At 36.2% G+C, this 21,566-nt stretch carries 27 protein-coding genes; 26 read left to right on the forward strand and 1 reads right to left on the reverse strand.

Going from position 1 to position 21,566, the window contains the following annotated elements; all coding sequences use genetic code 11:
* Positions 1–14: 14 nt before the first annotated feature.
* From ABC228_RS03140 to ABC228_RS03255, 24 genes are all read left to right on the forward strand, one after another.
* Positions 15–1,052, forward strand: a complete 1,038-nt coding sequence (locus ABC228_RS03140; protein ID WP_345823624.1) for an NAD(P)H-dependent glycerol-3-phosphate dehydrogenase — start codon at positions 15–17, stop codon at positions 1,050–1,052.
* A gap of 62 nt (positions 1,053–1,114) precedes the next feature.
* Complete coding sequence (locus tag ABC228_RS03145) at positions 1,115–1,375, forward strand: stage VI sporulation protein F (protein WP_345823625.1); 261 nt, start codon at positions 1,115–1,117, stop codon at positions 1,373–1,375.
* Between the two features lie 265 nt (positions 1,376–1,640).
* Complete coding sequence (locus tag ABC228_RS03150) at positions 1,641–1,838, forward strand: DUF2768 domain-containing protein (protein WP_345823626.1); 198 nt, start codon at positions 1,641–1,643, stop codon at positions 1,836–1,838.
* 16 nt (positions 1,839–1,854) lie between these two features.
* Positions 1,855–2,577, forward strand: coding sequence for a hypothetical protein (locus tag ABC228_RS03155; protein WP_345823627.1), 723 nt, complete (start codon positions 1,855–1,857; stop codon positions 2,575–2,577).
* A gap of 239 nt (positions 2,578–2,816) precedes the next feature.
* Positions 2,817–4,295 carry a stage IV sporulation protein A gene (spoIVA, locus tag ABC228_RS03160; protein ID WP_345823628.1) on the forward strand — a complete coding sequence of 493 codons (1,479 nt, stop codon included), beginning with the start codon at positions 2,817–2,819 and terminating at the stop codon, positions 4,293–4,295.
* A 352-nt stretch (positions 4,296–4,647) separates the two neighbouring features.
* The gene (locus ABC228_RS03165; protein ID WP_010095921.1) at positions 4,648–4,920 is read left to right on the forward strand and encodes an HU family DNA-binding protein; all 273 of its coding nucleotides are present in this window, start codon (positions 4,648–4,650) and stop codon (positions 4,918–4,920) included.
* Positions 4,921–5,117: 197 nt separating this feature from the next.
* Positions 5,118–5,333, forward strand: a complete 216-nt coding sequence (gene mtrB / locus ABC228_RS03170) for a trp RNA-binding attenuation protein MtrB (protein WP_345823629.1) — start codon at positions 5,118–5,120, stop codon at positions 5,331–5,333.
* A 105-nt stretch (positions 5,334–5,438) separates the two neighbouring features.
* Entirely contained in the window at positions 5,439–6,182 is a 744-nt protein-coding gene (locus tag ABC228_RS03175) for a heptaprenyl diphosphate synthase component 1 (protein WP_345823630.1), read from the forward strand.
* Entirely contained in the window at positions 6,172–6,876 is a 705-nt protein-coding gene (gene menG / locus ABC228_RS03180; protein WP_345823631.1) for a demethylmenaquinone methyltransferase, read from the forward strand. The genes ABC228_RS03175 and menG overlap by 11 nt, the downstream gene beginning before the upstream one ends.
* A gap of 35 nt (positions 6,877–6,911) precedes the next feature.
* Positions 6,912–7,883, forward strand: coding sequence for a heptaprenyl diphosphate synthase component II (gene hepT, locus ABC228_RS03185; RefSeq protein ID WP_345823632.1), 972 nt, complete (start codon positions 6,912–6,914; stop codon positions 7,881–7,883).
* 77 nt (positions 7,884–7,960) lie between these two features.
* Positions 7,961–8,407, forward strand: coding sequence for a nucleoside-diphosphate kinase (gene ndk / locus ABC228_RS03190; protein WP_345823633.1), 447 nt, complete (start codon positions 7,961–7,963; stop codon positions 8,405–8,407).
* Between the two features lie 129 nt (positions 8,408–8,536).
* Positions 8,537–9,307 (forward strand): CheR family methyltransferase, encoded by a 771-nt coding sequence (locus ABC228_RS03195; protein ID WP_345823634.1) that lies wholly within the window; start codon positions 8,537–8,539, stop codon positions 9,305–9,307.
* 157 nt (positions 9,308–9,464) lie between these two features.
* On the forward strand, positions 9,465–10,631 hold the full coding sequence (gene aroC / locus ABC228_RS03200; RefSeq protein ID WP_345823635.1) for a chorismate synthase: 1,167 nt from the start codon (positions 9,465–9,467) through the stop codon (positions 10,629–10,631).
* Positions 10,631–11,713 (forward strand): 3-dehydroquinate synthase, encoded by a 1,083-nt coding sequence (gene aroB / locus ABC228_RS03205; RefSeq protein WP_345823636.1) that lies wholly within the window; start codon positions 10,631–10,633, stop codon positions 11,711–11,713. Before aroC ends, aroB begins: the two co-directional genes overlap by 1 nt.
* A 9-nt stretch (positions 11,714–11,722) precedes the next feature.
* Entirely contained in the window at positions 11,723–13,018 is a 1,296-nt protein-coding gene (gene aroA, locus ABC228_RS03210; RefSeq protein ID WP_345823637.1) for a 3-phosphoshikimate 1-carboxyvinyltransferase, read from the forward strand.
* A 23-nt stretch (positions 13,019–13,041) separates the two neighbouring features.
* Positions 13,042–14,289 (forward strand): tetratricopeptide repeat protein, encoded by a 1,248-nt coding sequence (locus tag ABC228_RS03215; protein ID WP_345823638.1) that lies wholly within the window; start codon positions 13,042–13,044, stop codon positions 14,287–14,289.
* A 27-nt stretch (positions 14,290–14,316) separates the two neighbouring features.
* Entirely contained in the window at positions 14,317–14,892 is a 576-nt protein-coding gene (locus tag ABC228_RS03220) for a ReoY family proteolytic degradation factor (protein WP_345823639.1), read from the forward strand.
* 89 nt (positions 14,893–14,981) lie between these two features.
* Positions 14,982–15,440 (forward strand): DUF2487 family protein, encoded by a 459-nt coding sequence (locus tag ABC228_RS03225; RefSeq protein WP_345823640.1) that lies wholly within the window; start codon positions 14,982–14,984, stop codon positions 15,438–15,440.
* Between the two features lie 139 nt (positions 15,441–15,579).
* Positions 15,580–16,092, forward strand: a complete 513-nt coding sequence (locus ABC228_RS03230; RefSeq protein ID WP_345823641.1) for a QcrA and Rieske domain-containing protein — start codon at positions 15,580–15,582, stop codon at positions 16,090–16,092.
* Between the two features lie 6 nt (positions 16,093–16,098).
* Positions 16,099–16,773 carry a menaquinol-cytochrome c reductase cytochrome b subunit gene (gene qcrB, locus ABC228_RS03235; RefSeq protein WP_345823642.1) on the forward strand — a complete coding sequence of 225 codons (675 nt, stop codon included), beginning with the start codon at positions 16,099–16,101 and terminating at the stop codon, positions 16,771–16,773.
* A gap of 15 nt (positions 16,774–16,788) precedes the next feature.
* Positions 16,789–17,571 (forward strand): menaquinol-cytochrome c reductase cytochrome b/c subunit, encoded by a 783-nt coding sequence (locus ABC228_RS03240; RefSeq protein WP_345823643.1) that lies wholly within the window; start codon positions 16,789–16,791, stop codon positions 17,569–17,571.
* An 80-nt stretch (positions 17,572–17,651) separates the two neighbouring features.
* Positions 17,652–18,233 (forward strand): lipoprotein heptaprenylglyceryl N-acetyltransferase LhaT, encoded by a 582-nt coding sequence (gene lhaT / locus ABC228_RS03245; protein ID WP_345823644.1) that lies wholly within the window; start codon positions 17,652–17,654, stop codon positions 18,231–18,233.
* Positions 18,234–18,297: 64 nt separating this feature from the next.
* The gene (locus ABC228_RS03250) at positions 18,298–18,552 is read left to right on the forward strand and encodes a sporulation protein YpjB (RefSeq protein WP_345823645.1); all 255 of its coding nucleotides are present in this window, start codon (positions 18,298–18,300) and stop codon (positions 18,550–18,552) included.
* Positions 18,553–18,630: 78 nt separating this feature from the next.
* Positions 18,631–19,308 carry a zinc metallopeptidase gene (locus ABC228_RS03255; protein WP_345823646.1) on the forward strand — a complete coding sequence of 226 codons (678 nt, stop codon included), beginning with the start codon at positions 18,631–18,633 and terminating at the stop codon, positions 19,306–19,308.
* 38 nt (positions 19,309–19,346) lie between these two features.
* Here the strand turns inward: ABC228_RS03255 and ABC228_RS03260 are convergent, their stop codons facing one another.
* Complete coding sequence (locus ABC228_RS03260) at positions 19,347–20,219, reverse strand: YitT family protein (RefSeq protein WP_345823647.1); 873 nt, start codon at positions 20,217–20,219, stop codon at positions 19,347–19,349.
* Positions 20,220–20,406: 187 nt separating this feature from the next.
* Between ABC228_RS03260 and ABC228_RS03265 the strand changes: the two genes are divergently transcribed.
* Entirely contained in the window at positions 20,407–20,739 is a 333-nt protein-coding gene (locus ABC228_RS03265; RefSeq protein WP_345823648.1) for a nucleotide pyrophosphohydrolase, read from the forward strand.
* A 32-nt stretch (positions 20,740–20,771) separates the two neighbouring features.
* Positions 20,772–21,566 (forward strand): 4-hydroxy-tetrahydrodipicolinate reductase, encoded by a 795-nt coding sequence (gene dapB, locus ABC228_RS03270; protein ID WP_345823649.1) that lies wholly within the window; start codon positions 20,772–20,774, stop codon positions 21,564–21,566.

A 21,566-nucleotide genomic window follows, 5' to 3' on the forward strand; every position in this document is an offset into this window, starting at 1 on the left:
AGGAGGAGTATATAGTGAAGAAAGTTGCTGTTTTAGGAGCAGGAAGCTGGGGAACTGCCCTTAGTATTGTTTTAGCAGACAATGGTCACGATGTGCGTTTATGGACACATCGCAAAGAGCAAGCTGATAGCATTAATTCGACACATAAAAATGAACGATATTTAGAAATTATGATTCCCGAAAAAATCAAAGCCTATCATGAAATGGATCAAGCGATAAAAGATGCGGATGTCATTCTCTTAGTAATACCAACAAAAGCAATTCGTGACGTATGTCATGAATTGAATACGATACTAAAGCATGATGCAGTGTTAATTCATGCTACAAAAGGTATTGAACCAGGTTCTTTAAAACGAGTTTCTCAGATGATTGCAGAGGAAATGGATCACTATAGCTATGAGGATATTGTTGTCTTGTCTGGACCTAGTCATGCAGAAGAAGTTGCACAACGACAGCCTACAACGGTAACGGTAGCGGCTATCAATGATCAGAATGCCAAAGTTTCTCAAGATTTATTTATAAATGAGGTCTTTCGCGTTTACACGAGCAATGATGTTATCGGAATCGAGCTTGGTGGCGCATTAAAGAATATTATAGCCCTAGGAGCTGGAATATCAGATGGTTTAGGCTATGGCGATAATGCTAAAGCAGCACTCATTACAAGAGGGCTTGCAGAGATTACACGATTAGGTACCTATTTAGGAGCAAATCCTTTAAGCTTTCTTGGCCTACCAGGGGTAGGAGATCTCATCGTTACATGTACTAGTGTTCACAGTAGAAACTGGCGAGCAGGTAATCTGCTTGGAAAAGGTAATCCGTTAGAAGATGTTCTAGAAAAAATGGGTATGGTCGTAGAAGGAGTTCGCACAGCTGAGGCAGCTTACCAGTTTGCGAAAGAGGAAAATATTGATATGCCAATTACGGCAGGTATTTATCAAATTATCCACCATAACAAAAAGCCAAAAGAGGTTGTAGAGCAATTGATGAATCGAGACAAGCGTGAAGAGATGGATGATCTTGCTTCTTTAATAAAGAACCGTTACGCACGCTAACACACTATTTTCCTCCTTGCATATACTATGTTGAAGTATCATAGCAGCAAGGAGGCGAGCGTGTGAGCAATAAAAGCAATAGTCCCTTTGACAAAATTCAGCAAAACGCAGGTATTAATCCAAGCGAAATTTATAAGGTTGCTGATTCGGTTAAAAATGCCGACTTTTCGGATGAAAGAACCGTTCGAAAACTCGTTCGGCAATTAGCAAAAATGGCTAATAAACCCATCTCAAAAGAAAAAGAAGACAAAATCGTAAAGTCTATAACAAACAATAAAGTTCCAACAGATTTTAACTCGCTGAGTCAGTTATTTAAAAAATAACTGCAACTGGGCAGGTGAGGATACAACCTCGCGTCTACTCGCATAAAATGAAACGCACAAGCATTCATAGATAGAGTTGCTGTGGGAATTATTTAGTCAAACCGGGATGGAGAAGGCCCCTCTTCATCCCGGATTTTTGTAGGTAGAAATGAATTGTCATCTGTTACGTTAGCAAAGTATTAGGTTAATCCATGCTAGTATGCTTACAGTATGATATAATACGATGTGCAAGAATATAGCAATCGTGATGTGAAGAGGTGAAACTATGTCAGAATCAATGCTTAAGATGTGGATATCATTCGCCGGAATGTTTTTATTAATTTTAGCAATTGGACTCATCGTGCTAAGCAGACACAAGCTCAAAGGGATATTCGCAATTATTACTTCATTCTTTGCATATATTAGCTTGCTTCTAGGCGGTATTATCATCCTATATATTGTATTTAGTGGGCCATCGATTTAGCTTTGGAGGTTATGTCATGAAGTATACATATAAAACTAGTATTCTTATTCTAATGATTGTGTTCTTAAGTGGTTGTATGTACCCTAATAGTGAATTAGATAAAAATCAGATTCCTAATCAAGCACAACTTGATATGGTACAAGCTGCAGTTGATGATTACCAAGAAGGTTCGGGAGGATTATTACCAATTCGAACGAAGTCTAATGACACACCAATATTTGAGAAATATCTGATTGATTTTACGACGTTAAAGGAAAGTAATAGTCTGACTGAAATTCCAGGTAACGCTTATGAGAATGGTGGAATTTATCAGTATGCCATATTGTATCCAGAAACTGATGCCCAAGTAAAATTAATCGATTTGCGTATTACAGAGGCACTTAGAAGTGTGAATTTTCGAATTGATACCTATCGAGACAAAAATCTATACCCTCCATTTGGAGAACAAATTGAACCAGGTATTTTTAAGGTCGATTACGAGAAAATTGGTATGGATTCACCACCAACAATTGAGAGTCCATATTCAGATGTCACGTTACCAGTTGTCATGGACACGGCTGGTCAAATATATGTTGACTATCGAATCGATTTAAATATTGCATTAAAAGAGTATGAGCATGATTATAAGGAAGGTGAAGATATTCGATACCTCTTAGCAGAGAATACTCCATTCTTACCTGCTTATTCTCTTCCATATACGGTAAAAGATAATGAACCAATTTTTATGATTGAAAAATAGTACTAAATAAATAATTTTTCATATAAATTCCCTTGTAGCATATATTTGTTGCAAGGGTTTTTTTTATCCAATACTTAGGGGTGATTCAAAAAAATACCGAACTGCGAGTAACCTTTAGCATTTATTTTAATTCTTTTGCATATATTAAGTCATAATTTGATAGGACAACATCATAGAATTGTAATGTCAATTATTCGTAGTTTGTTCATTTAATATTGTAGTGATCGGGAGGGGATCGTTTGAAGAAGGTAGATATTTTTAAAGATATTTCAAAACGTACGAACGGCGATATATATCTTGGTATCGTTGGAGCTGTTCGAACAGGAAAATCAACCTTTATAAAAAAATTTATGGAGTTAGTTGTGCTTCCAAACATTGAAGACGACGGCGAAAGAGTTCGAGCACAGGATGAATTGCCACAAAGCGCTGCGGGAAAAACTATCATGACAACAGAGCCAAAATTCATTCCCAACCAGGCAGTGAAGGTATCGGTCGATGAAGGTCTAGATGTCAACATAAGATTAGTAGATTGTGTTGGCTATGCAGTCGAAGGTGCTAAAGGATTCGAGGATGAAAATGGTCCTAGAATGATTAACACACCATGGTACGAAGAACCAATACCATTTCATGATGCAGCAGAAATTGGCACGAGAAAGGTTATTCAGGAGCATTCTACTATTGGGGTAGTGGTGACAACTGACGGTACGATTGGGGACATCGCACGGGGTGATTATGTAGATGCAGAAACAAAAGTAGTAGAGGAATTAAAAGAAGTGGGAAAACCATTCATCATGGTAGTCAACTCTGTAAAACCAACTAGTCAAGAAACGGAGTTATTACGACAGGAATTATCGGATAAGTATGATATTCCGGTATTAGCAATGAGTGTTGAGTCTATGACTGAACATGATGTATACAATGTTCTAAGAGAGGCTTTATATGAATTCCCGGTACTTGAGGTTAATGTAAATCTGCCTAGCTGGGTTATGGTACTTAAAGATAATCACTGGTTAAGAGAAAGCTATCAGGAAGCAATTCAGTCAACTGTAAAAAATATTAAAAGGCTTCGTGATGTGGACCATATCGTGGGTGATTTTGCAGACTATGATTATATTGACAAAGCCAATCTAGCCGGGATGGAAATGGGAGAAGGGATTGCGGAAATAGATCTTCACGCTCCAGATTATCTATATGATCAAGTATTGAAAGAAATTGTAGGTGTAGAAATAAGAGGTAAAGACCACTTATTAGAGTTAATGCAAGACTTTTCATATGCGAAGCGGCAATACGATCAAGTCGCAAGCGCTTTACAAATGGTAAAACAAACAGGTTATGGAATTGCTGCACCAACTTTAGAAGATATGGAGCTGGATGAGCCAGAAATAATCCGTCAGGGTTCTCGATTTGGCGTCCGTTTAAAAGCGGTTGCTCCATCTATTCATATGATAAAAGTAGAAGTAGAGTCCGAATTTGCTCCAATTATTGGAACAGAGAAACAAAGTGAAGAATTGGTGCGTTACCTCATGCAAGATTTTGAAGAAGACCCACTATCAATTTGGGAATCGGACATATTTGGTAGATCGCTTAGCTCAATCGTTCGCGAAGGTATACAAGCGAAGATTTCACTAATGCCAGAAAATGCTCGATACAAGCTAAAAGAAACACTTGAAAGGATCATTAATGAAGGTTCCGGGGGATTAATCGCCATAATTCTATAAAATAGAACAGCAGCATCAAAGCTGCTGTTCTATTTTTTTGTGAAACTTTTCTAAAATAAGAGAAGGAAATAAGGAAAGTGTATCGAATACTTATACTAACAACATGTATAACAACTTTGTTCGACTTTCCATATTTTGTCAATTTTATATGGAATTATGGTTGAAATCTAATAAAATATGAAAAAATAGTAATTTTTTGTTGAATTTTGAGGGAATCTCGTTTAATATTAGCCTTGTCACTATTGATTATAGGGGCAATCAAGTATAAAAGATGGTAAATTGGTTAACAAATGATGAGAGAGAAATATTTGTACCAATGTGACCCGAAATTTTTTGGGAGGAGGTGAATGTCATGAATAAAACAGATTTAGTAAATGCAGTTGCTGAAAAAAGCGAACTTTCTAAAAAAGATGCTACAAAAGCTGTAGATGCAGTTTTCGAAGCTGTCATGGATTCACTTAAAAAAGGTGAAAAAGTACAATTAATCGGTTTCGGTAACTTCGAAGTGCGTGAGCGTTCTGCACGTAAAGGTCGTAATCCACAAACTGGAGAAGAAATCGAAATTCCTGCAAGCAAAGTTCCTGCTTTCAAACCAGGTAAAGCCCTTAAAGACAGCGTAAAATAATACGTACATAGGGTTAAAAGGGTGCGTTAATTCGCACCCTTTTTTTCGTTAAAAAATGTTATAGTAAATAATGTAGCATAATCTAATTGATTTTTAATTATATAAGTGACAAGAAAGAATGAACATTCGTAACATTACATATGATAACCTGACACAATGTCAATATATTAGAAGTATTACCAAAAGGAGAGAATTCCGTGAATCAAAATACTGATTTTTTTGTCATAAAAGCCCTCGAGGATGGTGTTCATGTAATTGGTCTTACAAGAGGATCCGATACCAAATTTCATCACTCGGAGAAGCTAGATAAGGATGAAATTATGATCGCTCAATTCACTGAGCACACTTCAGCTGTTAAGGTAAGAGGTAAAGCCCTTATCCAAACAAGTCATGGTGAAGTAAGCAATAACTAAAAGGTAATAACGTATCGCTTTAAGACACCGTTCATATTTTTCATTATCCTACGAATATAATTATGTTATAATAACATAGGCAACAATAAGGTAAAAGGGGCTAAGGTGATTAATTTGCAAACAATGGAGAAAGAACTACAACAACTAAAAGTATTGATAGAAGATCGTATACATCATACTTTCCTATTAGAGCATATCCAAAAGCCTGCTATTAATGAATACAAGCTTTTCTTTCTTAACAATATTCTAAATAAAACTTCACTCGCCCCTAATATTAAAGAACAATATATTATTTCTACTATGTTGGTTCAAATTGCATTGGATATTCATCAGAAGATACCTGATTATGGCGTAGAGGAAAACATTGCAATTGAAACAGATAGCCAATTGTCTATACTTGCTGGTGATTATTATAGTGGACTTTATTATTTACTCTTATCAGAAATCGAAGAACATCAGTTTATAACCGTGCTTGCAACCGCAATCAAAGATATCAACGAATTAAAAATGCGACTCTACTACTTGGAAGATGAATCGATAGAAGTGTATTTCAAGCTTATAAAACAAATCGATTCTATACTCATAAAGTACGTTGCGGAATTTTTCCAAATGACAAATGAAGTTCCTGTGATTGAAGAATTATTATTAGCCAGTTACTTGATTGAACAAGAAACGCTAACCATAGCTGAGGACATTACGATGCTCCAAGAGATACAAATAAATAAAACAAAAGGTGTTATAGATGAACTTCCAGAAGGTTTTGCACTGTTTAAACAGGAAACAGCCCAATTACTTGAATCGCTTATCTATAAAATACCTCTTGGGAGAAGGAATAGCAATGCCAGATAAAACAAAAGAAGAACGTGTACACAACGTTTTTGAAAAAATTTATGATAATTATGATTCCATGAATTCTATTATCTCATTTCAAAGGCATAAAGCATGGAGAAAAGATGTTATGAAGCAAATGAATGTTACTAATGGGGCAACTGCACTTGATGTCTGCTGTGGTACAGGGGACTGGGCTATTGCACTAGCAGAAGCCACAGGTCCAACTGGAAAAGTTGTTGGTCTTGACTTTAGTAAGAATATGCTTTCCGTAGCTATTGAAAAAAATAAAGCTTTGAAATATAAGCATCTGGAATTTACCCATGGAAATGCAATGGAGTTACCATATGAAGATAATACATTTGATTTTGTCACAATAGGATTTGGACTAAGAAATGTTCCAGATTATAGGACTGTATTACAAGAAATGCAACGAGTTGTAAAGCCTGGTGGTAAAGTAGTGTGTCTTGAGACTTCACAACCAACCTTGTTTGGGTTTAAGCAATTATACTTTTTTTACTTTCGATATATCATGCCATTATTTGGTAGAATCTTTGCGAAAAGCTATAAAGAATACTCATGGCTTAATGAATCGACTCGTAACTTTCCAGATAAAAATACCTTAAAACAAATGTTCTTGGATGCTGGTTTTTCAAATGTAAAGGTTAAGAGTTATACTGGCGGCGTTGCTGCTATGCATATGGGTATTAAATAACAAATTTTAGTTTTACAAAACAAAAGGTGAATTACATGAAACTACCTAAGACTTATAATTATTTAAAAAAGGATCTTGACCTGATTGAATCATCATTAATGGAAGCTATTCAAGCGGACCATCCGGTATTAAGAGAGGCATCCACACAACTGTTAAAGGCAGGGGGGAAGCGTATTCGTCCTGTCTTTGTTTTGTTATCCAGTCAATTTGGTAAGGTTGATATAGAACAAGTGAAAAACGTTGCTGTATCATTAGAATTAATTCATATGGCCACTTTAGTTCATGATGATGTAATCGATGATGCTGCGCTTCGGCGTGGAAAGCCAACGATAAAGAAGCAGTATGGAAATCGGGTAGCAATGTATACTGGCGATTATATTCTAGCTCGAGCACTAGAATGTATTACAGAAATTCATAATCCGCTTCTTCATAAAGCTTTATCAGAAACTTTAGTAGAAGTTAGCTTAGGTGAAATTGAACAAATTAAAGAGAAATATAATTGGAATCAAAATATTCGTACCTACTTAAGAAGAATTAAGCGGAAAACCGCTCTTTTAATTGCGACTAGCTGCAAGCTTGGGGCAATTACATCAGGCCTATCAGAGAAAGAAGTTAATAAATTATTTCAATATGGTTATTATATTGGTATGAGTTATCAGATTATCGATGATATTCTTGACTTTACCTCCTCCTCAGCGGAGCTAGGTAAACCTGCGGGGAATGATTTGTACCAAGGAAATGTTACATTACCAGTATTAATAGCGATGCAAGATTCTTCGTTTAGAGAACTTCTACTAAGTAAGTTTGAAGATCCTAATGAAGTATCGAAAGAGGATATGGAAATGTTAATCACGTCATTAAACCATACAGACGCAATCGAACAATCCTATCAAATGAGTGAGCGATACCTAAAAAAGGCTTATGAAGCTCTTAATAATTTCCCAAATACAAAGGCAAAAATAACATTGGAACAAATAGCTAAATTTATTGGGAAACGAAGATCATAGTTTATATTGTTATTTTCCCAAAAGTTTGATAGAATTTAAACGGTTACATTTAAGATATACATAAAAGAGGTGTAAACGTGGAGAAAACATTTTTAATGGTCAAACCAGATGGGGTACAACGAAATTTAGTAGGAGAAATCGTAAACCACTTTGAAAGAAAAGGGTTTAAATTAGTAGGTGCAAAACTAATGCAGATTTCTGAAGAATTGGCTAGTGAACACTATGGTGAACACAAAGAAAGACCTTTCTTTGGAGAATTAGTTGATTTCATTACTTCTGGACCAGTTTTTGCAATGGTTTGGGAAGGTGAAAATGTCATTAAGATAGCTCGTGAAATGATGGGTAAAACAAATCCTTTAGAAGCTGCACCAGGAACTATAAGAGGCGATTTTGGTGTAACAGTAGGTAAAAACGTTATCCATGGCTCAGATTCACCAGCTAGCGCTGAAAGAGAAATTAATTTATTCTTTGATCAAAAAGAATTAGTAGCGTATTCAAAACAAGATAGTAATTGGATTTATTAAGAAAAAAATGCCTCCGTTTTATAATGGGGGCATTTTATTAGATAGTACGGAAGTCTTTGAAAATTAGTTGTATACATGCATTCGTCCATTACTTGGCGAATGCCAAGTTAAGAGTAAAGAGGCGTAGACATGTCAGACGATTATGGTAAATTCACAGAAAAAGTATACTCCAAGTTGGGTATTGATTTAAAGCAATATAAAGAAGCGCAAATGAAGCGTAGACTTACATCTCTAAGGGATAAAAAAGGTTATCCTGATTTTATGTCTTATTTTAATGCCTTAAATGTAGATAATGAACTATTAAATGAGTTTGTTGATCGAATTACAATAAATGTATCAGAATTTTACAGAAATCCGAAACGTTGGGATGTATTAAAAGATACAATTATCCCACTAATTAAGAAGGATAAAAAGGATATAACAGTGTGGAGTGCTGCATGTTCCACCGGAGAAGAGCCATATAGCATTTCCTTGTTATTAAAAGAATTCTATCCAGATCTTAATGCTAAAATTATTGCAACGGATATTGATGATAGGGTTTTAGAGAAAGCAAATAAGGGTATCTACCTAGAACAAGCCCTTAAAGAGCTGCCAAAGGAATTAAAAGCAAAATACTTTAAACAAGTTGGTAGTCAATTTCAAGTCGACCCAACTCTAAAGCGAAAAATACAATTTAAAAAACATAATTTACTTGAGGATAAGTATCCACAAAATGTTGATTTAATTATTTGTAGAAATGTATTGATATATTTTACAGATGATGCTAAAGACAAGATATATCATGATTTTGCAAATTCATTAAATACTAATGGGGTATTATTTGTAGGTAGTACAGAGCAAATTTTTAGCCCTCACAAATACGGTTTCAAGCTTCTGGATACTTTTTTCTATCAAAAATAAGTAAAGAGTGCTCTTATCATAGTGAAGTGACACCAATTGTTGGACATCATCTAACAGCTTGGCATGTACAGTTCGTTGGATAGGAGCATTTTTTTTATTTCAGTATAGAAAATAGTCTATAATAGCAAATAAGGAAGTACTTAGTAGGAGGTAAAACATGCGTTATTTAACATCGGGTGAATCTCATGGAAAACAATTAACGACTATTATTGAAGGTATACCTGCCCAAATGCCATTATTGAGAGAAGATATTAATGCTTCTTTGCTACGAAGGCAAAAAGGATATGGGCGTGGGAAAAGGATGCAAATCGAAAAGGATTTGGTGGAAATTACAAGTGGAGTACGTCATGGGTATACTCTTGGCTCACCGATTACATTAGTTATACATAATGATGACTATAAACACTGGACTGATATTATGGGGGAAGATCCCTTGGTAGAGGATTCGGATATTAGAAGAGTTGTTACAAGACCGAGACCTGGACATGCTGATTTAAATGGTGCACTGAAATATGGCCATCGTGACATGCGTAATGTGCTAGAAAGATCATCAGCTCGTGAAACGGCTGCTAGAGTTGCAGCGGGGGCAATAGCAAAAACCTTATTACGTGAGTTAGGCATTGAAGTCTGTGGGTATGTCAAAGAAATAGGTGGCGTACAAGCTCGAGAAATAACAGAGCTTTCGATGAATGAGCGACAAGGAATTGCGGAGCGTTCTCCTGTTCGAACTTTAGATGAACTTGCAGCGCAACAGATGATGGAAGCAATTGATAATGCAAAAAAAAATGGAGACTCCTTAGGAGGAGTTACAGAAGTCTATGTTGAGGGGATGCCTGCTGGAATTGGTTCTTATGTTCAATATGACCGGAAGTTAGATAGTCGTATTGCTGGAGCTGTGGTCAGTATTAACGCTTATAAAGGTGTAGAATTCGGAATTGGTTTTGAGGCAGCTAGAAAACAAGGTAGTGATGTTCAGGATGAAATTGCCTGGGATCAAAGCCGTGGATACTATCGAAAAACGAATCGATTAGGTGGCTTCGAAGGTGGCATGACAACAGGGATGCCAATTGTCGTAAAGGGTGTCATGAAGCCAATACCAACCTTGATGAAGCCGCTAAAGAGTGTTGATATAAAGACAAAGGAGACGTTTCATGCTAGTGTAGAACGATCAGATGCCTGTGCTGTTCCTGCAGCTGCTGTAGTAATGGAGCATGTAGTTGCATTTGAGCTAGCAAAAGCAATACTGGAGCAGTTTCCAAGTGATCAGTTTTCAACATTACAAACTGCTATTACGCAATACCGTGATGAAATAAGGAGCTTCTAATGAAAATTGTTAATGTTGATTCCAACATAAAACCATATCGTATTCTTTTAGGAAACGGCATTCGATATGATATAAGCGATTATCTACAGCCTCAATATTCTTCCATTCTACTTATATCGGATACAAATGTAGCAGACTTATATGCAGACGATATTATGCAGGGATTACAAGGATACGATAGCGTATATTTAGAAGTAGTTCATGCGGGTGAACAATCGAAGAGCGTTGATATCTATTATGAGCTTCTCACAAAGGCAATTGAATTAGGTTTAGATAGACATTCTTTAATTATTGCATTGGGTGGCGGTGTCATAGGTGATTTAGCAGGATTTGTGGCAGCGACATATATGCGAGGAATCGATTATATACAAGTTCCAACGACCATACTTGCACATGATAGTAGTGTCGGTGGTAAAGTTGCGATTAACCATGAACAAGGAAAAAATCTAATTGGTAGTTTTTACCCACCTAGTTTAGTATTATTTGATACAGCAACATTGGCTACCTTGCCTACAAAAGAAATTCGTTCTGGATATGCTGAATTAATCAAAGAGGCCTTGATTGCTGATGAAGAGTGGTTTGAAAAGCTTCTATCAGAACCATTAGCTCGATTAAATCGAGATAGTTTAACGGAATATCTTAAAAAAGGTATCGAGATAAAAGCAAGGATTATCGAAAAAGATGAAAAAGAATTAGGAATTAGAAAGCATTTAAATCTTGGTCATACGTTAGGTCATGCTTTAGAAACGAAACTCGGATATGGTGTCATGACACACGGAGAAGCAGTTGCTGTTGGCTTGTTGTTTGCCATGCATGTTAGCGAGGCGGAATTCAAGATTAACCTACCGAAAGAAAAGCTTTCAAGATGGTTAGAAGAAAACAATTATTCTTTCAATCTCTCCATCGAGATGATTGACGAATTAATAGACCTAATGAAACGTGATAAAAAAGTAATTAAACAAGATATTCAGATGATATTATTGCAAAATCTGGGAGAACCTGTTATTCATTCTATGGACGTAACGAAAATGAAAGATTATTTGGCTACTTTCATCGCACAGATATCTAAAAGTAGGAAGTGAAGCAATCAAATGAAAACTTTAAAGAGGCGAGGGACTATCTATATGAAAGGGGAACTAGAGGTTCCTGGCGATAAATCTATTTCACATCGAGCTGTTATTCTTGGATCAATTGCAAATGGAATAACAAAAGTGGAAAATTTTCTAGATAGTGAAGATTGCATGCGTACAGTCGAAGCATTTCGCTCTATGGGGGTTTCTATTACTACTAAAGGAACCTTCTTAGAGATTGAAGGAAAAGGGTTATCTGGCTTACTTGAACCATTAGAGCCGTTATATTTTGGGAATTCAGGCACTACTGCGAGGCTGATGATTGGATTATTAGCAGGGCTTCCTTTTTCAACAGTTGTTTATGGTGATGTTTCATTGACGAATAGACCGATGGACCGGGTAATTACCCCAATTAATAAAATGGGGGCTACCGTTTTGGGGAGAAATGAATCAAGCTATCTTCCACTTGCCCTAAAAGGGGGAAATCTAGAGGGGATAACTTATGAATTGCCAGTAAAGAGTGCGCAGGTGAAATCGGGGATATTGTTAGCTGGTTTGCAAGCTAAAGGGACAACAAGAGTCATTGAGCAACAGCAGACGAGGGATCACACTGAAAGAATGCTAAAGGCATTTGGAGCAAATATCGAAGTTAGTGGTAACGGCATTCAAATTGATGCTAGTAAATCGCTATTAGGAACAGATGTTTACGTTCCAGGAGATATTTCATCTGCTGCGTTTATGCTTTCAGCAGCTGCTATTATACCTGGTAGTAATGTTACCGTAAAGAAGGTTGGTATCAACAAAACACGCATTGGATTTCTAGAAGTATTGCAGAAAATGGGTGCTAATATTTCGATTAGCAATGAAAGAGTACTTAGTGGTGAAGATATTGGAGATGTGCAAATTACGTATAACCAGCTAACAGGCGTTGTTGTTGAAGGAGAGATTATCCCTAGGCTTATTGATGAAATACCTATAATTGCTTTACTTGCTACACAAGCTGAGGGGAATACCATTATCCGCAATGCAGAAGAACTACGGGTAAAGGAAACCGATCGTATAGCGGCTGTTGTGAATGTGTTACGAACAATGGGTGCCAATATAGAGGCCACTGATGAAGGAATGATAATTAAGGGTAAATCCTCTTTAAAAGGTGGTTCTGTTTCCGCATACCAAGATCACCGTATCGCAATGATGATTGTTATTGCTTCACTTATATCAGAACAAGACGTGACCATTGATGATATTTCATCGATTTCAATTTCCTATCCGAGATTTCTAGATGATTTGGAATCGATTCTTAAGAACAATAGTTAACGAAGATAGAAAGGGTAATTAATTTGAATTTATTAGAAGATGCAACAAAACTAATGGAAATGGACCAGGTAAATGAGGCAATCGAATTATTAAATTCATCTATTCCTACTGCAAAGGATGATGAATTATTTGCTATTGCTGAATTTTATATTCAGTGGGGCTTCTTAGTTGAAGCCGAAGAAGTTCTAAATAAATTGCTGGTTAACTATCCTAATGAGAGTGAATTAAAACTATTACTAACGGATATTTACATTGAACAACAACGAGATGAGGATGCAATCGAGCTTCTTAATTCCATTGATGCAGAAGATGATTCCTTCTTACAAGTACTTGTTTCGTTAGCAGATTTATATCAAGCACAAGGTTTGTTCGAAGTAGCAGAACAAAAACTCTTGCAAGCTAAGCATATAAGTCCATCAGAGGTAATTATTGATTTTGCACTAGGAGAACTTTACTATTCATTAGGTGATTTTAAACGAGCTGTTACACATTATGAAAAGGTGCTAAAGAATGATGAATTAGCAATTTCCATGCATGAGCGGTTAGCAGAGTCTTACGCGAATATTGGTGAATATGAGCTTGCGTTAGAATTCTATGAGAAGGACGATAATAAAAATTCTGATGTCTTATATAAATATGGCTTTACGGCATTTCAGGCAGATAGAAAGGATATTGCGATTAATGTGTGGAAAGAGCTCTTAGAGGAAGATCCATATTATCACACTGCATACATGAAGCTTGCTAAAGCTTATGAAGATGAAGAGTTGATTGAGGAAGCTTATGAAACAACTTTAGCAGGAATTAAGGTTGATGAATTTAATAAAGAATTGTATTTTCTCGCTGGTTCTTTAGCGCATAAACTTAATCTTGATGAAGATAGTGAAAAGCATGTGCGTGAAGCAGTCGTTTTGGATGCTGATTATAGAGAAGCGGTGTTATTTTTAATTGAGCTATTAAAAGAAAAGGACAAGCCAGAGGACATTATAGATTTAATCCATAATGTGAAAGAAACAGGCGGAGATGACCCAATATATGACTGGGAAATCGCACGTGCGTTTAACGAAATAGAATCATATAATGATGCATTAAATTACTATAAAGAAGCATATAATAGCTTACAACATGACAGTGACTTCTTAAAGGAATACGGATATTTTCTAACCGAGGAAGGGAGGACACAAGAAGCGATTAACGTATTTGAGTCATATTTGCACTTAGAAAATCAGGATGATGAAATCGTAGATTATGTTAGTCGGTTGAAGCAATTGTAATGAGCAAAGGAGGAGGTAACTCACTTTATGCATACTCCTATTTCCGTAAAGGATAAAAAGAAGTTTTTACAATGGTTTCTTAACAATTATCAGTTGAAGAAGCGGGAAAGCGTATGGATTTTAAATTATTTAATTAACCATCATGAAATTTTGGAGAACGTTCATTTTGTCCATGATGCTAAGTTTTGCATGCGAAGTATCATCATTACTAGTCAATGCTCAAAAGAAGTCCCTTTTCGATTTTATAAAAATCATTTAGTTACGACGGATGCGGAAAAAGCTTTTCATGATATTCGCTTAAATCAACATGAGTCCTTATACATTCAATTAAATTTTAATAAATCCAATCAAAATCACATGTATGCTTCGGTGTTAGAAGAAAATCCTTTTGTTCCTGATGACTATGTCATTACCCAACAAGATAAAGATAATGCAACGATATTACTAGATAACTCCCTGTTTGAATTTAAAAGGAAACAGCTTCTAGCTGAAATTGATCAAACACTTGATGAACAAGACCGTGATAAGTTTAATAAGCTAGTATTGGAACTTCGAATACTGGAAGCAAAGATGCTAAGTCAACCTAGCTTGCAAGAGCAATAGGTTGATTTTTTTTGTATTCATCAGTAACATTTACACGGGTATAATAAATTGTTAAATTTGGTAAATACTATAGGATGGTGACTACATACATGCAATGGACAAAAAACGATATGCAACTATATGTTGGGTCAAAGGAGTATATTGACACTGCTCTTATTCCAATCATCCCTTTTCAAGTTTCACAAGAATCAACGATTGGAAAGAGTACCTTAAAACGAGAGGTTGTATCAATTTTTGCAACCGAAATTGAACAAGAGCTTACAGGAAGGATTCTATTAATACCGAATTATTATTATCTAGAGTTCGGTGATAAATCGGAAGAGTTAAAGCGCTTAAATCAATGGATAGAGGAAATTAAAAAACAACCATTTAAACATGTCTTTATTCTCACCCTAGATGCAAATTGGAAGAAAGTAGAAAGTGATTTAGAAGGAAATTTATTGTGGTTACCCGGATTCACTTCTGAAAATACAGCCTCTACAAAAATGCAACAATTAATTCGTGGACAAGTAACAGATGTTGTAGAGCTTATTCGTAGCTATTGGTAATAATAAAAAATAGTGAATTCTTTCAGAACAAATATGGTTATATATTGACCGAGCAGTAAGTTTGCGCTATCATGGTAATGTCCTAGTAATCTGATTAAAATTATTGTCCGTGATAAATGTAAAAAGAGGGGGGAAAATCATGAGCGAAGAAAAGCAACAAGTGTCCCGTCGTCAGTTTCTAAATTATACACTAACAGGTGTTGGCGGATTTATGGCAGCAGGAATGCTTGCACCAATGCTCAGAATGGCAATTGACCCAGTTTTGCAGCCAGCAAGTACTGGAGAATATGCAAATGTTGGTCTTGCTGTTGAAGATATCACAACAACACCTCAACGTGTCGATTGGAAGATTGATCAAGTAGATGGATGGTATGAATCAAAAGTTGGAAGAACTGCTTGGGTGTACAAAAATGATAGTGGTGACATCATAGCACTTTCCCCAATATGTACTCACTTAGGATGTGTTGTATCATGGGAAGGAAGCGAAAGTCATCCAAATCAATTCTTTTGCCCATGTCATGAAGGACGCTATACAAAAGATGGCGTAAACATTCCTGGAACACCACCAACTGCTCCATTAGCGGTATATCAACAAAAAGTGGAAAACGGAATGTTATTCTTAGGTAAAGCAATAGCAAGAGAGGGGGCGTAATTACATATGCTACAAAAAATTTATGACTGGATTGACGAGCGTATAGATATTACGCCAATTTGGCGAGATATTGCAGACCACGAAGTTCCTGAACATGTAAACCCTGCGCATCATTTCTCAGCTTTTGTATATTGCTTTGGTGGGTTAACATTTTTTGTGGTAGTTATCCAAATTTTATCTGGTATGTTTTTAACGATGTATTATGTACCAGATATTGAAAACGCTTGGAAGTCTGTTTATTATTTACAAACAGAGGTAGCGCATGGACAAATTGTCCGAGGTATGCACCACTGGGGTGCTAGTGTAGTTATTGTTATGCTTTTATTACATACATTACGTGTATTTTTCCAAGGCGCATACAAAAAACCACGTGAGCTTAACTGGATGGTTGGAGTTCTAATCTTTTTTGTTATGCTAGGTCTAGGATTTACTGGATATCTATTACCTTGGGATAACAAAGCATACTTTGCAACACAAGTAGGTTTAGAAATTGCTGAACAAGTACCACTTATTGGTGACGATTTGAAAACATTATTAGCTGGTGATGATGAAATTGTAGGTGCACAAACACTTACTCGTTTCTTTGCAATCCATGTATTCTTCTTACCGGCTGCATTATTTGGTTTAATGGCGGCACACTTTATTTTAATCCGTCGACAAGGTATATCAGGACCACTTTAGAAGGAGGGGAAAGCTATGCATAAGGGAAAAGGAATGAAATTTGTCGGAGACTCTCGTGTTTCCGCTGAACGCAAATCACAAATACCAAAAGATTATTCTGAGTATCCTGGAAGAACAGAAGCTTTTTGGCCCAACTTTTTATTAAAAGAGTGGTTAGTAGGTGCTGTATTCTTAGTAGGGTTTTTATGCCTTACTTTGGCTCACCCATCTCCTCTGGAAGGAATGGCGGATCCAACGAATGCATCCTATATACCTTTGCCGGATTGGTACTTCTTGTTCTTATACGAACTCTTAAAATATGAATTTGCAAGCGGACCATATGTGTTAATTGGAATATTAGGTATTCCAGGTCTAGCTTTTGGAGCGCTTCTCTTAGCACCATTTTTAGATAATGGACCAGGAAGAAGACCACATCAACGTCCAATTGCTGTTATCATGATGTTATTAGCATTAGTTTCAACCATTTGGTTAACATATGCTTCAGCTGAGCATGTTGATTGGGAAGCTCGTGCAGAGATGAATAAACCGGTTCCACCTAGTGAGGTGCAAATTGATACGGACCATGCTGGTTATGCGGTTTATGAATCTAGCTGCTTGCAGTGTCATGGTGATCAATTACAGGGAACTTCTGGTGTTGCACCAACTTTAATTGGTATTGAGTATTCTGCTGAAGAAATTGCAAAAATTGCAAGAGAAGGTATAAATTCAATGCCTCCAAATATGTTCACAGGTTCCGATGAAGAGCTAGAGCAGCTAGTTGATTTTATCATCTCGGTAAATGAACAGGGTGAAGAATAAACAATAAACAAAAGCACCTTTGCCAGTTGTGGTAAAGGTGTTTTTTTATCATAATTTACAAAAAGAGGTGTAGTATCTGAATGATTAAAGCCATACTACTTGATCGAAAGTTTTTAGTGCTATTATTTATCGTTAATTTGCTTGGAACGATATATGGATACTACTGGTATAAGTCACAATTAGTCGTTACTCCAGATATCTTTCTTGTCTTTGTTCCTGACAGTCCAACTGCTAGCCTGTTTTTTACGATATTTCTACTGTTCTTTTTATTTCGAAAGCATTTTCCACTGGTTGAGGCATTAGCCATAATTACATTGTTTAAATATGGTGTTTGGGCTGTTGTGATGAATCTATTGACATTAGTTGTTAATGGAAGCTTACCATGGGAAGGATATATGTTAATTGCATCACATGGTGCGATGGCCGTTCAGGGTTTGTTATATTCTCCGTATTACAAAATAAAACCAATACATATTGTTGTTGCTGCTGTTTGGACGTTACACAATGATGTGATCGATTATGTGTTTGAAATGATGCCGAGCTATGCATCGTTATCGAAATACATGAATGAGATTGGCTATTTCACATTTTGGTTAAGCATTCTCTCTGTTGGAATAGCCTATATGCTGACGATAAGAAATAAAAATAGAGCAAGCCTATAAGTTATATAATACTTTTGCCACTCATACATTATTAAAAGTGATTCTTTTGTGTGGGGTGGTCTCTATGAAAAGAAACAAACTGGTAAATATCTTTAAATGGTTACTCATAGGGATACTGCTTTATGTACTAATTGAAATAATAATTGGGGAAACCGTAAATGCCAATACAAAGCAAAACCAAAAGGGAGACGATAATATGTTTCCCTTTTATTGGTTAATCATTATTGTCGGAGGAATAATCGCGATTACATTATCTTACGTTAGCTGGAGAAAATATAGAGGAGAAAAGGAAGAGAAAAAAAACTTGGACACCGAGTAAATAATTGACGTTTATTTACTTTTTGACTAAAATTGACTATAGATAGACGAATTAACATAATATGGAGGAATGCAAAGAATGGGTGCATATATTATCTATTTAGCCTTGATTTTAATTATCCCAATTTGGGCTCAATCAAGGGTGAAAGGTACCTACAAAAAGTATTCAAAAATAGCTACTTCATCACAGATGACAGGAGCTCAAGTAGCTCGAAAAATCTTAGATGATAATGGGCTTTACGATATTCAGATTGAGGAAACAAAAGGTTTATTATCCGATCACTATGATCCAAGAAAGAAAGTGGTTAGACTTTCAAGTGGGATATACCATGGTCACTCTATGGCATCATCTGCTGTAGCAGCACATGAGGTTGGACACGCTATCCAGGATGCCGAATCGTATGCTTTTATGCGATTTAGAAGTGCTTTAGTGCCTGTCGCAAACTTTGGATCGAATATTTCAATATTTCTTATCATAGCAGGTTTTATCTTTGGGATGTTAGAGTTAGCAACTATCGGTGTTGTATTTATGGGTGCAGCTGTATTATTCCAACTTGTAACCTTACCTGTTGAATTTGATGCTTCTAACCGGGCAATGGCTCAATTAGTTTCTACGGGTATTATTCGTAACAATGAAGAGCGTGAAACAAAAAAAGTATTGAATGCTGCTGCAATGACATATGTAGCTGCTGCACTAGTAGCTGTTGCAGAATTGATTCGATTTATATTAATGATTGTTGCAAGTAGTGAAGACTAATAACGAGAGGGATGAACAACTAGGTTCATCCCTTTTTCTTAATCACGAATAGGATTCTTGTTTTCATCGAGTGTAAACCCTTCACCAACAACATCATGGACAGAACTAACTGCTACAAAAGCATGAGGATCAATCGTGTTAATGATATTCTTTAGCTTTACAATTTCATTTCTTCCAACAACACAATATAACACATCTCTTTTTTCACCTGTAAAACTTCCACGACCATCTAACACCGTAACGCCACGATCCATGGTCTTCATTATGTTCTCAGCTATTAAATCACTTTTACCGGAAATAATGGTTGCGCCACGAGCAGAATAAGCACCTTCCTGTATAAAGTCAATTACTCGTGCTCCAACGTAGACAGCGACTAATGTGTACATTCCTTGTTCAAGCTGTAGAATCGTAAATACTGACGTAGCAATAACGACAAAATCAAATAGAAACATGGTTTTCCCCATACTCCACCCAACATATTTATGTACAATGCGAGCAATGATATCAACGCCACCAGTTGTTCCACCATATCGAAATACAATACCAAGTCCCGCTCCGATGAATACTCCTGCAAACAGTGCGGCAAGCGTTAAATCATTTTGTAGATGTATTGTAAAGGGATTAATCTGAAATACACTTAAGAAAAAAGATACCGCAAAAGTTCCAATAATCGTATATAATAACGTATTTCTTCCGAGAAACTTCCATCCTATAAATAACACAGGAACATTTAAAATAATATTGGTAATCGCAGGATCCCACTTAAATGCAAAGTAGAGAATTAGCGTAATACCAGTGAAACCACCTTCACCTAAATTATTTTGCATATTAAAGTGTACGATTCCAAAAGAAAATATTGCAGCACCTAATAAGATAAATAAGATATTTTTTATTTTTAAACCAAAAATCATGCTGACACCTCCACTAGTACAGTTAATCCGTTAACATAATCGCACCTTCACTATTATAATCAATTTAGATGACAAGAACAATAATTACTGAACTCGAACTAAATAATTTGTCAAATATACTGGTATTCGCTAACATTAGATTAGATACTTTACGCGGTATGCATCATACATAAAGGAGTCTTATAAAATGAATAACTCAGTATATACGACCAAAGACATACAAGAACGTGTTGATCGTTATATTGGTCAATTTAAAGAAGGCTATTTTTCACCACTTGCACTTATGGCGAGGCTAACAGAGGAAATAGGTGAATTAGCTCGTGAAGTGAATCATTATCATGGTGAAAAACCGAAGAAGTTGACGGAGAAGGAAAAGACAATGGAAGATGAACTGGGAGATGTTATCTTTGTTTTAACATGCTTTGCCAATTCATTAAATATTGATTTATCTGAGTCGTTCGACCGTGCAATGACGAAAATTGAGACAAGAGATAAAGATAGGTGGACTCGCAAGGATTAACGAATTAGAACTGCTTTAGGAGGAATAGACAGATGCGTATTAAGATAGTAATCGCCGGTCCACGTGGACGGATGGGGCAGGAAGCTGTCAAAATGGTATTAGATGAGCCAGATTTTCAATTAGTTGGTTGTATAGATCGTAAAGATAAGGAAGTACAAGTGCCTTTTTTGGCTGAGAAAGGAATACCTGTATATCGAGATGCTGAGGAATGCTTCTACGCACAAGAGGTTGATGTTCTAATAGATCTAACGGTTGCAGAATCTAGCTACGACTATGTGATGATGGCACTACGAAAACAAATTCGTTGTGTGGTTGGTACAACTGGGTTTTCGAATGAGCAACTTCAGACAATGAAGGCAACAGCCAAAGAGAACAGTACCGGATGTATCATCGCACCTAATTTCGCATTAGGAGCTATATTAATGATGCATTTTTCTAAAATTGCAGCAAAATTTTTCCCGGATATTGAAATAATTGAAAAACATCATGATCAAAAAATTGATGCTCCTTCAGGTACAGCTATTAAAACAGCAGAAATGATAAAAAACGTAAGAAATTCAAAAATACAAGGCCACCCTGATGAAGTAGAAACGATGCAAGGGGCAAGGGGTGCTTCAGATGACGGAATTCGAATACATAGCCTTCGCTTACCAGGCTTAGTTGCTCATCAAGAGGTAATCTTTGGTGGGGAAGGACAAACACTTACAATCAAGCACGACTCTATGAATCGAAAATCATTTATGGAAGGGATTAAACTATCCGTTCAACAAGTTATGAATCTGAAGGAATACGTTTATGGTTTAGAAAATGTTCTTGATTTAGCATAA

Origin of the sequence: Ornithinibacillus xuwenensis (assembly GCF_039614845.1) — a bacterium.
Taxonomy (GTDB): domain Bacteria; phylum Bacillota; class Bacilli; order Bacillales; family Amphibacillaceae; genus Ornithinibacillus; species Ornithinibacillus xuwenensis.